A 13402-nucleotide genomic window follows, 5' to 3' on the forward strand; every position below is an offset into this window, starting at 1 on the left:
GGAACGGGAAGATCCCGGACTCTCCTCTCCCCCGACTTCACCCCATCAGGTGATATTTGTCCCGGGTGGCCTGATAAGGCCGTACTGATAGGCGTAACGCACCGCCTGCGCGCGGTCGCGTACCCCGGTCTTGGCGAAGATGTTGTTGATGTGGGTCTTCACGGTGGCCGCCCCGATGTGCAACCGCCCGGCGATCTCCTGGTTGGAGAGCCCTTCGGCGACCAGGGACAGTACTTCTCTCTCGCGGGCGGTGAGCCCGTCGGGCGGTGTCTCGCGCGCCGGTGGTACGACGGGTGCCGCGCCGACCCGCTCCAGCAGCCGCCGTTGCACGCCGGGGGCGAGTCCGGCGTCCCCCGCCATGACGTCCTGGACGGCCTTGACGATCTCGTCGCCGCCCGCGTCCTTGGTCAGATAACCGCGCGCGCCCGCCCGCAGGGCGGGGAACAGCGAGTCGTCGTCGGCGTAGGTGGTGAGCACCACGACGTGGGTCGCCGGATACCGCTCGCGGATCAGACGGGTCGCCTCGACCCCGTCGCAGCGCGGCATGCGCAGGTCCATCAGCACGACGTCGGGGGCGAGTTCGCCGACGAGCGCCACCGCCTCCTCACCGTCCTTGGCCGCGCCGACGACCTCGAGGCCGGGCAGCAGCCCGAGCAGCATGACGATGCCTTCCCGCACCACCGCCTGGTCGTCGGCCACGATCACGCGGGCGGTCGTGGGGGCCGTCATACGGGCACTCGCAGACGCACGGTGAAGCCCTTCCCCTCGAACCGGTCGGGCGGTCCGGAGCCGTACGGGGCTCCGCCCGTCCCGCCGCCGCCTCCTCCTACAGAAGCCGCGGGCCCGGCCTGAAGACTGCCGCCGAGCAGTTCGGCACGCTCCCGCATCCCCAGGAGACCGTATCCGGAGCCGGAGGCCCCCAGTTCGGTGCCCGGCGCGTGTGTGCCGTCGTCCCGTATCTCCAGGGTCACCGCGTCCCGCGCGTACTCCAGTCGCATCGTCACGTCGGCCCCCGGGGCGTGCTTGCGCGCGTTCGTCAGTGCCTCCTGCGCGACGCGCCTCACCGCCTGCGAGGCCTCGGCGGGCAGCAGCCGCGGCTCTCCCAGGATCTCGGTCCGCACCCCGTCGGCCGCCAGTTCGCGCAGATAGTCCTCGACGGGCACCAGTTGGCCTCGTAGGGCGGAGAGCGCCTGGCGTGTCTCCGCCAGCCCCTGCCGGGCCATGCTCCGTGCCTCCACCACGCGCCGCAGCACCTGCTCGCGGTCGTACCCGCCCTCGATCTGGAGGCGCGCCGCCTCCAGATGCACGAGCTGCGCCGAGAGGCTGTGGGCCAGCACGTCGTGGATCTCGCGGGCGATCCTGGCCCGTTCGGCCAGCGCGGCCGACTCGGCCTCGGCCGCCCGCGCGGCGCGCTCCTGCGCCAGCATCCGGAACCCGGCGCCGCGCGCCTGCGCGTCGAGCCGCAGCGTGTAGCCGCCGAGCAGGACGGCCGACATGGTGATCACCACGTCAAGGGGCTTCCCGGTGTCCGTCAGCAGGACGACGGCGAACACCACCGCCCAGACACCGACCCCCGGTGCGAGCGGCAGCCGGTCCAGCGCGATGACGCAGGACAGGATCCACAGCAGCGCACCCGTCGCCTCGGCCCCCGCCCAGTGCGCCCCGCTCCCCAGCAGCACCATCAGCGCGAGCACCGCCAGCGAGGGAAGCAGCCGACGCGCGACGGCCCACCGGCGCAGGGCCACCACGGCCGCCACGAAGCAGAGCAGGCCCAGTACGGGCAGCACCACCGACCAGCCGTGGAAGACGTCCGCGGTGTACGCGCTCGCGACCAGCCAGAGGGCCATCCCGGCCCACAGCGCGATGTCGAGAGCCGTCCTGACGCGCGGCACCCCTACCCGGGTCAGCGCCTCTCTGGACGGCCACGCGGTCCCCGCGGCGATCTGCATCGAAGAAGCCCTCTCTCTCGGCTTCGATGTTACGGAGCGCGACGGCCTTGCGAATCCCCTCCGAGGGGGAGCCGGGAACGGCGCCGGGCTCCACCCGTGGGTGGAGCCCGGCGCCGTGGTGTGCTCCGTCGGTTCAGACGTCGATCCTGGCGCGGTCCAGCGTCGCGGCCGAGCTGGTGATGAACTCCTTGCGCGGCGCGACCTCGTTGCCCATGAGCAGATCGAAGACCTGCTCGGACGATTCGAGGTCACCGATGTTGATCCGCCGCAGTGTGCGGTGTCGCGGGTCCATCGTGGTCTCGGCCAACTGGTCGGCGTCCATCTCACCGAGGCCCTTGTAGCGCTGGATGGAGTCCTTGTAGCGCACGTTCTTGCGCTGGAACTCCAGGAGCGTCTGCCGCAGTTCGTTGTCCGAGTACGTGTACACGTACTTGTCCTGGCCCTTCTTGGGCTGCACCAGCTCCACCCGGTGCAGGGGCGGAACCGCCGCGAAGACCCGGCCCGCCTCCACCATCGGACGCATGTAGCGCTGGAACAGCGTCAGCAGCAGACAGCGGATGTGGGCCCCGTCGACATCGGCGTCGACGAGCAGCACGATCTTTCCGTAGCGGGCGGCGTCGATGTCGAACGTCCGGCCCGATCCCGCCCCTATGACCTGGATGATCGCGCCGCACTCGGCGTTCTTCAGCATGTCGGACACGGACGACTTCTGGACGTTGAGGATCTTGCCCCGGATCGGCAGCAGCGCCTGGAACTCGCTGTTCCGGGCGAGCTTGGCCGTACCGAGCGCCGAGTCGCCCTCGACGATGAACAGCTCGCTGCGCTCCACGTCGTCACTGCGGCAGTCGGCGAGCTTGGCCGGCAGCGAGGAGGTCTCCAGCGCGGTCTTCCTGCGCTGCGCCTCCTTGTGCTGACGGGCGGCGATGCGCGTACGGGCGGCGGCGACGGCCTTCTCCAGCACCGCGCGGGCCTGCGCCTTCGCGTCGCGCTTGGTCGACGTCAGGAACTCCTTGAGCTCCTTGGAGACGACGTTGGCGACGATCCGGTTGGCCGCCGACGTCCCCAGGATCTCCTTGGTCTGCCCCTCGAACTGCGGCTCGGCGAGACGCACCGTCACCACGGCCGTGAGACCTTCCAGGGCGTCGTCCTTGACGACATCGTCCTCGGCGACGCGCAGGAGCTTCGCCGAGCGCAGCGCCTCGTTGACCGTCTTGGTCACCGCGCGCTCGAAGCCCGTCATGTGCGTGCCGCCCTTGGGGGTGGCGATGATGTTGACGTAGGAGCGCATCGTGGTGTCGTACCCGGTGCCCCAGCGCATGGCGATGTCGACGCCCAGCTCGCGGCTGACCTCTGTCGGGGTCATGTGCCCACGGTCGTCCAGGACGGGCACGGTCTCCTTGAAGACGCCCTGTCCGGTCAGCCGCAGCACGTCGCAGACGGCCTTGTCCTGGGCCAGATACTCACAGAATTCGCTGATCCCGCCGTCGTAGCGGAACGTCTCCTCGATCGTGCCGTTGCCCTCGCTCTCGCCGGCCGCCCGCTCGTCGCGCACGACGATGGTCAGGCCGGGGACGAGGAAGGCTGTCTGGCGGGCCCGCTGGTGCAGCGTCTCCAGGGACAGCCGGGCGTCCTTGAGGAAGATCTGCCGGTCGGCCCAGTAACGAATCCGGGTGCCGGTGCGCGTCTTGGGCACCCGCTTGCCCTTGAGCAGGCCGTTCGCCGGGTCGAAGGGGGCGTCGGGGCCCGATTCGGTGAACATGCCGGGGACGCCCCGGCGGAAGCTGATGGTGTGCGTGGCACTGTGGAGGTCGACCTCGACGTCCAGCCGGGCGGAGAGCGCGTTCACGACGGAGGCGCCCACGCCGTGCAGACCGCCGGAGGCCGCGTACGCGCCGCCGCCGAACTTTCCGCCCGCGTGCAGCTTCGTCAGCACGACCTCGACGCCGGAGAGGCCGGTCTTGGGCTCGATGTCGACGGGGATGCCCCGGCCGTTGTCCTTGACCTCGACCGAGCCGTCCTCGTGCAGCGTGACGTCGATACGGTCGCAGTAGCCGCCCAGGGCCTCGTCGACCGAGTTGTCGATGATCTCCCAGAGGCAGTGCATCAGGCCGCGGCTGTCGGTCGACCCGATGTACATCCCGGGCCGTTTCCGGACCGCTTCGAGCCCTTCAAGGACGAGCAGGTGCCGCGCGGTGTAGTTGGAACCGTCACGGTCTGCGGTCAGCAGCGCACTGGACGGCACGGACGTCTCGGCGGTCACGCGGTTCGCTCCTCGCTGAATTTGAAATGTGGCCCAAGTGGGTAAGGGCCCGGCATCGGTCGCCGCTCAGAGCGTACAGAGGCCTGGTAGAGCCGTTGTAGCGCCACCCTATTGAATTCTCATGCTAACCGAGGCTCGCATGGGTGTTCGATCCCTCGATGGAGTGAAGCACACATCACGTTCCCTTCCAGGCATGAACCATTTAGGCTCCGGGCACGTCCTCATGAACAACCGGCAAGCCGGCCGGGAGGATCGACCCTGACAAGCAACGCGAAACCGTAAAGCGAAGCAATACGGCTCATTCGCCGCCAAACGGCAGCACACAGCCACCTCGGGAAGAAGTTTCGAGGAAAGGCCGCGAGCGGGAACGTTTTCGGCCTGGTTGGATGTTGACCCTGGTACGACAGCTCGTCGAGCTAGAGAAGAGGCGACGTGACTACTGTTCTGACCCCCGCGAGCCCGCTGACGGCCGCTGACCGCTGCGACCGCTGCGGCGCCCAGGCATATCTGCGCGTCGTCCTGACCAGCGGTGGTGAACTGCTCTTCTGCGCCCACCACGGACGCAAGTTCGAGCCGGAACTCAAGAAGATCGCCGCGGAAATACAGGATGAGACCGACCGACTGACGGCCGTGCAGGCCGCCGCCGGTCAAGAGGAACACTGAGACCTCGCATCCACGACGAGCCAAGGGCCGATCCAGGACCGGCCGACGGGTCGCCACCCCAGCACCATGGGATGGCGACCCGTTCTCGCGTTCTGCCCGCCCGCGTACGGCGCGGCCCGGCGCCTCAGCCGATGCGGCGCTCCCCGGTGGCCCCGGCCACCTCGTCGACCGCCGAGGTGATCCGCGTATAGACCCCCGGACTCCCGGCCCGGCCGCAGCCACTGCCCCACGAGACCAGCCCGATGAGCCGTCCACGGGCCACGAGCGGCCCGCCGCTGTCGCCCTGGCACGCGTCGTGCCCACCCTGAGGATCGCCGGCGCAGAGCATCGTGGAAGCCTCGTAGTGGCCCCCTGAGCCCCCCGGATAGGCCCGTTCGCATTCCGAGTTCGCCAGGACCGTCACAGGGGCGGAGCGCAGCGCGGAGGCGTACTTGCCCTCGCCGGTGGTGTCGCCCCAGCCGTACACCTTCGCCGCGGCGCCCGGTGCGGACGCCTCCCCGCCCGGATCGGCCGGCCGGATGGCGTATCGCGCGGGCAGCGCCTGCGCCAGCGTCAGCACCGCCAGGTCCGAGGCGTGGGTTTTCTGGTCGTACGCCGGGTCGATCCGTACGGAACCCACCCGGACCTCCTGGCCGCCCTTCCCCGTCAGCCGCTCCCGGCCCGCGATGACCCGCAGATCCGTCACATCCTCGGGCTTCACCCCGAGCACGTCCCTGCCCATGCAGTGCGCGGCCGTCAGCACCTTCGTCGGCGCCACGACCACGCCGCCGCAGAACTGGCCCGCGCGGGTGTCCCCGAAACGTTCACGGCTGGACAGAGCCACGACCCAGGGACTCTCCGCGGCCGGCGCCGGCTCCCCGCCGACGACCACCCGGTCCGCGGCGGCCGGCACGGGGGACACAAGTGGCAGCACCGCCCCCGCGGCGATCGTGGCCAGTCCTCCCGTGAGCACTCGGGCAATAGGGCGACGCATACTGGCTCCTGACTCTCCGGTGACTCCTACTGACACAGAGTCACCCATTGAGCCGACAAACGCATCCCCGCAACGCCTGAGGGCCCGCATCCCGGTCGGGATGACGGGCCCTCAGGAGGGGGCTGTGTCCGCGTACGGAACCGGCCTAGGTCGTGTCTGACAAATAGCGCCGTCCGCCCGCAGGGCGGGGCGCACGCCCGCCGCGGAGCGGCTGATGACTGGCGTCGGTGCGTGTGATCGCAAGGCGGAGGATCGCCCTCGTACTGGACGTACTTGGGCGACTCCGACAACGCGGCGAGCGTGCGTGCCGGGCGTCGCGCGCCAGGCGGGATTTGTCAGACACGGCCTAGTCCAGGTAGTCGCGCAGAACCTGCGAACGCGACGGATGCCGGAGCTTGGACATCGTCTTGGACTCGATCTGACGAATGCGCTCACGCGTCACGCCGTAGACCTTGCCGATCTCGTCCAGCGTCTTGGGCTGGCCGTCGGTGAGACCGAAGCGCATGGAGACCACACCAGCCTCACGCTCGGAGAGCGTGTCGAGCACCGAGTGCAGTTGCTCCTGGAGAAGCGTGAAGCTGACCGCGTCCGCCGGGACGACGGCCTCGGAGTCCTCGATGAGGTCACCGAACTCGCTGTCCCCGTCCTCGCCCAGCGGAGTGTGCAGCGAAATCGGCTCGCGACCGTACTTCTGGACCTCGATGACCTTCTCAGGAGTCATGTCGAGTTCCTTGGCCAGCTCCTCCGGGGTGGGCTCGCGGCCCAGGTCCTGGAGCATCTGGCGCTGCACACGCGCGAGCTTGTTGATGACCTCGACCATGTGCACCGGGATACGGATGGTGCGGGCCTGGTCGGCCATGGCGCGGGTGATCGCCTGGCGGATCCACCAGGTGGCGTACGTGGAGAACTTGTAGCCCTTGGTGTAGTCGAACTTCTCGACCGCGCGGATCAGACCCAGGTTGCCCTCCTGGATCAGGTCCAGGAAGAGCATGCCGCGGCCGGTGTAGCGCTTGGCCAGCGAGACCACCAGACGGAGGTTGGCCTCCAGCAGGTGGTTCTTGGCGCGGCGCCCGTCCTCGGCGATGATCTCCAGCTCGCGCTTGAGCTTGGGGGCGAGCTTGTCGGCGTTCGCCAGCTTGTCCTCGGCGAACAGGCCCGCCTCGATGCGCTTGGCGAGCTCGACCTCCTGCTCGGCGTTGAGGAGCGGGACCTTGCCGATCTGCTTGAGATAGTCCTTGACCGGGTCGGCGGTGGCACCCGCGACGGCGACCTGCTGGGCCGGCGCGTCGTCCTCGTCGTCGTCGGAGAGGACGAAGCCCTTGTTCTCGCCCTCCGTCTCCTCCTCCTCGCCCTTGCCGGCCTGGACCTCCTCGGCCGTCTCCTCGCCGTCGGCGGCCTCGTCGGCGTCCTTCTTGCCGGCGGTCTTCTTCGCCGCGACCTTCTTGACGGCGGTCTTCTTGGCCGCCGCCTTCTTGGCCACGGTCTTCTTCGCCGCGGCCTTCTTGGCAGGCGCGGCGCTCTCGTCGGCCGGAGTCTCGACGGTCTCGGCCGCCGGGGCGGCGGTGGCCGCGACGGTCTTCGTATGAACGGTCTTGGCGGCGACTGTCTTGGTAGCGGTGCGCTTCGCCGGGCTCTTCGCAGCGACGCTCTTGCGGGCGCGCTTCGGCGACTCCGCGGCACTGACCATCAGCGTCACACCCTCTTCCTCGAGGATCTGGTTGAGGCTGCGCAGAACATTCTTCCACTGGGTTGGCGGAATCTGGTCAGCCTCGAAGGCCCGACGCACGTCGTCGCCGGCGATCTGCCCATCAGCCTTTCCCCGCTCGATGAGCGCCATCACAGACTCGGACTCGGCGATCTCCGGCGGGAGCGTACGGGATGTGCTGGCCGACACGAACAACCTCTCGGAACGATGGAAACGGCTTCCGGCTCCCCCCAGGATCGGGGCGGAGCCGACGACCGTCGACTGGGGATGTGCCGACGGCGCGGGCTGGACCTCGGAGCTGGATACAGCGCCACCCTTCGTGGCGCTATTCCCCTCCGTGGCTGTCACCTCTTAGGTCATCGCCCTGCCTCGTGGAGTGTTACGCCCAATCCACGTGGCCCGAGTCACACCCCATTTACGGCAAAGCAGTCAGAAGGGATTTATGCCACGCCTACGCCGCCGGGCCCATGGGTCCGGCGGCACGTGACGCGTACGCCCCCGTCCGTCCTGACCTTCGTTTTTCTGCTCGGCACCGCGGGACTCGCCCGCAGTGCCCCGGTGACGCCCTCAGTGCTCGCGGGGCGCGGGAACGACGCGTTCCACTTCAGGGTGAACCATCAGAAGCTGCCGCATGGCCGATTCCGCCGCCTGGGCGTCGCCGGCGGCCAGGGCCTCGACGATCCGCGCGTGGTGCGCCAGCGACGCGTCGGTGGGACGGTCACAGCCGGTGACGGGGCCGCCGGAGACCTGGAGGGCCGCCGAGACGATCCCCGAAAGGTGCTCCAGCATCCGGTTGCCCGCGAGCTGGATCAGCAGGGAGTGGAATTCGGCGTCGGCGCGCGAGAACGTGATCGAGTCGCCCTGGGCGATGGCGTGCCCCATGATCTCGACCATGTCGGCCAGCCGCTGCTGGACGTCCTCACGGCCGTGGCCGGCGGCGAGCCGCGCGGCAAGGGGCTCGATCGTCCAGCGCAGCTCGCTCAGCTCACGGCGCTGGTCGTCACGCTGCGGGCCGAACGCCCGCCATTCGATGATGTCGGCGTCGAGCAGATTCCAGTCACTGACCGGCCGGACCCGGGTGCCGACATTGGGGCGGGCGCTGACGAGGCCCTTGGCCTCGAGGACGCGCAGCGACTCGCGGACCACTGTGCGGGAGACCTCGAAGCGCTGTCCGATCTCCTCCGGTACGAGCGGCCGGTCGGCGCCCAGGTCGCCGGAGACGATCATCTGGCCGAGCTGCTGGACGAGTTGGCCGTGCAGTCCACGGCCCCGGCTGCCCGCCGAGCGCCGGCCGACCCGGCCCAGCTCGTTGTCCGCGCCGTCCCAGGCGGGTGCGGGAATGCGGTCGGCGCCGGGCGCCTCCGCGTAGGGGTAGCGGTCGATTCCGCCCTGGGCCGCGAGGCCGGACTCGACGGAGCGGGCGGCGGTCATCATGGTGTGCGCAAGGGTACTCACGCATCCTTTGTCGGCGCCGCTCACCGGCCCCTTGAGGTCTTTGGTGAAAAGCACACGAAAGGGTGATCGGCGCCCGCCCTTCGATTGACGACTTATCGTAAAGAAGCGGGCGCAATCAGGGAGTTATGGGCAGTACGACAGCTCCGGTCGCTCGGCGATCACCAACGGGCCCTGCGCCGAAGGCTCGTGAACAGATACGCGCAGAGCAGAGCGGACAACGACAGCGCCAGCGCGGTGCCGACGGGCTGGGCGAGTACCCGACCGGTCGCCACCAGCCAACGGTCGACCGCCTCCGGCCATTGCGGCCAGGCCAGTTCACGCAGTCTGCTCGGGAGTCCGACGATCGAACGCGCCGACGGGACGGCGAGGCCCTTCTGTACGAGGGGGACGACGACGACCGGTACGGCGAGCACGGCGGCGACACCGGCGCCGGTGACACGGAAGATGCCGGCCCCGAGCAGCCCCGCCCAGGCGCAGCCGACGGTGAGTCCGACCCAACTGGCCACGAGCGCGGGCCAGTCCGGGGGCAGCACGTCCGTTCCGCCGCCGTACACCAGCCGCATGGCCTGCGCGTCGGCGACGACGGTGAGAGCCCCGAGCAGCAGGGCCGCCGCGGCGGTGACGGTGAGTTTGGCCAGCAGCAGACCGAGACGGCGCGGGACGGTGCCGCGTCCCGCGGCGAGCGCGGGGTAGCGGTACTCGTCGCCGAAGGCGAACGCGCCGAGCAGACCGGCGCCGAGGGCGGCGGGCGGCAGCGGGAGGAATCCGGGCCAGGCCGCGAGGAGGCCGGGCAGCGGGGTGTTGCCGGTACGGGCGAGCGGCAGGGTCAGGGCGACGGAGGCGACGAGGACCGCGGCGGCGACCAGCCTGGGGGTACGTACGCCGAGGAAACGGCGGAGTTCGTAACGGAACGGGCGCAGGGGGCTGCGCACGGGGCGCGCGGGCAGCGGGGGCGGCAGGAGGTCGGCGTCGGTCGACGAGGGCGCCTGCGGGGCCGCTGAGGGCGGTGGCGGGCCCACGGGGGGCGTCGGGCCGGTGTCACCGGTCTCGTCGGCGAGTTGGTGGACGAGGATGCCGTGCCGGAAGGCCGTCTCGCCCAACTCGGCGCAGTTGCTGCCGAAGACGGTGAGCCGCCCGCCGGTCTCGGTGACGACCTCGACGGAGCGGCGGTCCGCGCGCGCCTCGCGGTTGACGGCGTCGGCGAGGCGGGCCGCGTGCGGGGTCCGGATGACGACGCGCGGACGCAGCCGGGTCCGGGCGAAGTCGGCGGCGTCCTGGTCGGCGACGAGGCGGCCTTCGTGGACGGTGACGACGCGATCGGCGGTGCGGGCCGCCTCTTTGGGATCGCTGGTCGTGTACAGGACGGTGCCGCCGTGGGCCGCGTGCGCCCGCAGCAGTCCGTGCAGCCAACTGTTCTCGCGGGGCGAGAGACCGGCGGCGGGCTCGTCGAGGACGAGGGTGTGCGGGTCGCCCAACAGGGCGGTGGCGAGACCGAGTCTGCGGTCCATGCCGAGGGAGAGGGTGCCCAGCGGCTCGTCGCGCAGAGCGCCGATGCCGACCAGATCGAGCAGGGCGTCGGCACGTGCGGCGGGTACGCCCGCCGCGGCGCAGAGCATGCGGAGCTGGCCCTTGGTGGTGCGCGCGGGGTGTCCTGGCACGTTGCCGAGCAGGACGCCGACCTCGCGGGCCGGGTGGGCGATGCGGTGGAGCGGCCGGCCTCGGAAGTAGGTGATTCCCCGGCCGGACTCGAGTTCGAGCATCAGCCGCAGGGCGGTGGTCTTGCCGGCGCCCTGGGCGCCGAGCAGTGCCGTGACGGCGCCGGTGCGGGCCTCGAAGGTCAGATCGTCCACGGCGGGCATGAGGTCGCGGTGGGGGCTGCTGGTGAGTCCGATGGCCTGGAGCATCGCTTCTCTCGCGGGGAGGGTGAGACCGCTCGGCGGCAGTATGGGTACCGCAGCAAGATAACGCGACATGTCCGACTTGTGGCGCAGGGTCGCGACGACGGGTGTCTGATCCGCCGGCGGCCGGGGGTGGGTTGCCGACCGGCGGCGGGCTCAGACCTCGGGGCGCAGCATCGGCGGGTTGAGCACGGTGGCCCCGCCGGCCCGGAACAACTGGGCGGGCCGGCCGCCCTGGCGCGTGGTGGTGCCGCCGGACGGCACCAGAAAGCCGGGGGTGCCCGTCACCTTGCGGTGGAAGTTACGGGGGTCGAGAGCGACGCCCCACACCGCCTCGTACACCCGGCGCAGCTCGCCGACCGTGAACTCCGCCGGGCAGAAGGCGGTGGCCAGGGACGAGTACTCGATCTTGGAGCGGGCCCGCTCCACACCGTCCCCGAGAATGCGGGCGTGGTCGAAGGCGAGCGGCGCGGGCTGTTCGCCGTCCCGTCCGAAGCCGCCCTCGTGGTCGAGCAGCGCGTCGACGGGGGCCCAGCGGGCGCTGTTGGCGTCCCCGCCCGCGCGGGGCGCGGGAAGGTCGGGCGCGAGCGCGAGATGGGCCACGCTGACGACCCGCATCCGGGGGTCGCGCGCCGGGTCGCCATACGTCGCGAGCTGTTCGAGATGGGCGCCGTTCGCGGGCGCGGGCGACGCCGGGTCGTGCGCGCGCAGCCCCGTCTCCTCGGCCAGCTCGCGCGCCGCAGCCGCACCAAGATCCTCATCACCCTTGACGAAGCCGCCGGGCAGCGCCCAGCGCCCCTGGAAGGGCGCCTCACCCCGCCGTACGACCAGCGCGCACAGGGCGTGACGGCGCACGGTGAGCACGACCAGGTCGACGGTGACTGCGAACGCGGGGTAAGCCGACGGGTCGTAGGGCGACATGCCGGTGATCTTAGTCGTCTGCCTGACGATAAACATCCGTTCCCGTCAGGTCCGCGGACTTCTTCCGCCACCCGCGTGGGGACGCGGACCCACCCGGCTCGTTCGCTCCCGGAAAGGGGCGGCGGGAGAGGCCGGGCGACGGACGTAGGCGCGATCCGGGCGGTCCACCGGCGGCCTGGTCACGTCCCTCCCTCACCGCGTGCGCGTCGCTCCCCCTCTCACTTTCCGCTCTTCGTACCGCGCTGCCCACTGCGGCCCGCGGTGCGACCGCGTGATGCCGGGGTGCCGGGGCGGGTCCTCGGTGCGGGCACCTTCGGGGTCGTCGCCTTCTTGACCGTCGCTTTCCCCACCACCCTCTTCACCGACTTCTTGGCCTGCTTCGCCGTGGACCGCCGAGCCGCGCGGGGCTGTGGGTCCGCGAGTCCGCCGCCCTGGGCCCGCATACAGCGCCGGAGCGTCTCCGGGTCGAGCCCTTCGTTGAAGGCTTGGTGGAGGAGTTGGGCGAAGGTGTACGCGGGGTCGAGACGCAGCGCGAGTCCGAGCGCGACCCGGGCCGCCGGTTCGTCGCCGCAGGACCAGGCGACCCAGCCCGCCAGGGTGAGCGGGGCGACCGCGTGTTCCGCGTAGGAACCGACGCAGCGACGGGCCAGGGCCCGCCAGAGCCGTAGCGCCGGCTCGGCGAGGGGACCCTCCATCCACTGCGCCGCCCGGTCGCGGATCTCCCGGTCCTGCAGTCCGATGATCACCGCCGCCGCCTCGTCGTCGGTGATGAGCCGGTCGTCCGCGGCGTCCGTGCCCGTCCGCGCCGTCTCGTCCCGGCCCGGCGGCGGGGGCGTTGTCCGGGCCAGGCGGTCCAACAGGGCGCGCGCGGTCCGGAGCGTCGACGCACCGACCTGTTCGCGGTTCCCACCGCCCAGGATGCTCGGCACCAGCGCGCCCGCCGCCTCGTCCAGCGCCTGTTCCTGCCCGGCCGCCCGGTCGGCCGGGCCGCGCCAGGGCTCCAGTCGTGCCTCCATCTCCCGCAGGGATCCGCGCACTTGGATCCCCGCGTAGGCGGACGCCGCCGCCATCACGGAGGTGCCCGGCAGCGCGAGCGGATTGCCCTCGGGTGGGCAGCAGCGCGTGTCCGGGCAGCAGTAGGACCAGAAACGGCCGTCGGAAATACAGAGCACCTCGTGCACGGGGATGTCGAGGCTGCCGAAACTCGTGCGGATCAACTGCGCGAGCGGATGCAGGCGATCACGCACACGACGGCCCGTGTCACCGCCTTCCGGGTCCTGGCAGAGGAAGGCGACGATCCCGTCCGGCCGGGACCCGCGCCGCCGGCTCCCCTCCACCAGGCACTCGGCCAACTGCTCGGCGACGGGCCGCCATTCACGCGGTGATCGCGGGATGCCGAGCCTGAGCCGGCCGCCGAAGCGGCCCTCGTCGCCGTGCAGCGCGACCAGCACGATCGAGTCGGAAGGATGGAAGCCCATCAGAAATGGCAGGGCATCGGCGAGCTCCGCGGGGCTGCGCAGGGTGACCTGCTGCTCGTCGGCGGGACGGGTCGGTTCGCTGTGCTTGTTCATGGCTCGA

10 protein-coding genes are annotated in these 13402 nt (G+C 70.8%); 1 reads left to right on the forward strand and 9 read right to left on the reverse strand.

Annotation, left to right across the window (positions count from 1 at the left end; all coding sequences use genetic code 11):
• Positions 1-45: 45 nt before the first annotated feature.
• From OG329_RS08970 to OG329_RS08980, 3 genes are all read right to left on the reverse strand, one after another.
• Positions 46-729: a response regulator gene (locus OG329_RS08970; protein ID WP_405793950.1), complete on the reverse strand. Its 684-nt coding sequence runs from the start codon at positions 727-729 to the stop codon at positions 46-48.
• On the reverse strand, positions 726-1949 hold the full coding sequence (locus tag OG329_RS08975) for a sensor histidine kinase (protein ID WP_405793951.1): 1224 nt from the start codon (positions 1947-1949) through the stop codon (positions 726-728). The genes OG329_RS08970 and OG329_RS08975 overlap by 4 nt, the downstream gene beginning before the upstream one ends.
• A 133-nt stretch (positions 1950-2082) precedes the next feature.
• Positions 2083-4209: a type IIA DNA topoisomerase subunit B gene (locus OG329_RS08980; protein WP_405793953.1), complete on the reverse strand. Its 2127-nt coding sequence runs from the start codon at positions 4207-4209 to the stop codon at positions 2083-2085.
• 432 nt (positions 4210-4641) lie between these two features.
• Here OG329_RS08980 and OG329_RS08985 point away from each other — a divergent pair, with 432 nt between their 5' ends.
• Entirely contained in the window at positions 4642-4872 is a 231-nt protein-coding gene (locus OG329_RS08985) for a hypothetical protein (RefSeq protein ID WP_405793955.1), read from the forward strand.
• A gap of 124 nt (positions 4873-4996) precedes the next feature.
• Here OG329_RS08985 and OG329_RS08990 read toward each other — a convergent pair whose 3' ends face one another.
• The 6 genes from OG329_RS08990 to OG329_RS09015 all read right to left on the reverse strand — a co-directional run bounded on the left by OG329_RS08990 (position 4997) and on the right by OG329_RS09015 (position 13395).
• Complete coding sequence (locus tag OG329_RS08990; RefSeq protein ID WP_405793956.1) at positions 4997-5845, reverse strand: S1 family peptidase; 849 nt, start codon at positions 5843-5845, stop codon at positions 4997-4999.
• 346 nt (positions 5846-6191) lie between these two features.
• Entirely contained in the window at positions 6192-7739 is a 1548-nt protein-coding gene (locus OG329_RS08995; protein ID WP_405793958.1) for an RNA polymerase sigma factor, read from the reverse strand.
• Positions 7740-8117: 378 nt separating this feature from the next.
• Entirely contained in the window at positions 8118-9005 is an 888-nt protein-coding gene (locus OG329_RS09000; RefSeq protein WP_405793960.1) for a FadR/GntR family transcriptional regulator, read from the reverse strand.
• Between the two features lie 158 nt (positions 9006-9163).
• Positions 9164-10909: an ATP-binding cassette domain-containing protein gene (locus OG329_RS09005; RefSeq protein ID WP_405801720.1), complete on the reverse strand. Its 1746-nt coding sequence runs from the start codon at positions 10907-10909 to the stop codon at positions 9164-9166.
• A 150-nt stretch (positions 10910-11059) separates the two neighbouring features.
• A complete protein-coding gene (locus OG329_RS09010; protein WP_405793961.1) occupies positions 11060-11824 on the reverse strand; it encodes an NUDIX hydrolase in 765 nt (254 codons plus the stop codon).
• A gap of 218 nt (positions 11825-12042) precedes the next feature.
• A complete protein-coding gene (locus tag OG329_RS09015; RefSeq protein ID WP_405793962.1) occupies positions 12043-13395 on the reverse strand; it encodes a DUF4192 domain-containing protein in 1353 nt (450 codons plus the stop codon).
• Between the last annotated feature and the right edge of the window lie 7 nt (positions 13396-13402).

Source organism: Streptomyces sp. NBC_01506 (genome assembly GCF_045040295.1).
Lineage (GTDB): Bacteria > Actinomycetota > Actinomycetes > Streptomycetales > Streptomycetaceae > Streptomyces.

Excerpts from the sequence above, each read along its gene's own strand:
- OG329_RS08970 (WP_405793950.1), bottom strand. The coding sequence starts at position 729 with ATGACGGCCCCCACGACCGCCCGCGTGATCGTGGCCGACGACCAGGCG.
- OG329_RS08975 (WP_405793951.1), bottom strand. The coding sequence starts at position 1,949 with ATGCAGATCGCCGCGGGGACCGCGTGGCCGTCCAGAGAGGCGCTGACC.
- OG329_RS09010 (WP_405793961.1), bottom strand. The coding sequence starts at position 11,824 with ATGTCGCCCTACGACCCGTCGGCTTACCCCGCGTTCGCAGTCACCGTC.
- OG329_RS09015 (WP_405793962.1), bottom strand. The coding sequence starts at position 13,395 with ATGAACAAGCACAGCGAACCGACCCGTCCCGCCGACGAGCAGCAGGTC.
- OG329_RS08990 (WP_405793956.1), bottom strand. The coding sequence starts at position 5,845 with ATGCGTCGCCCTATTGCCCGAGTGCTCACGGGAGGACTGGCCACGATC.
- OG329_RS09005 (WP_405801720.1), bottom strand. The coding sequence starts at position 10,909 with ATGCTCCAGGCCATCGGACTCACCAGCAGCCCCCACCGCGACCTCATG.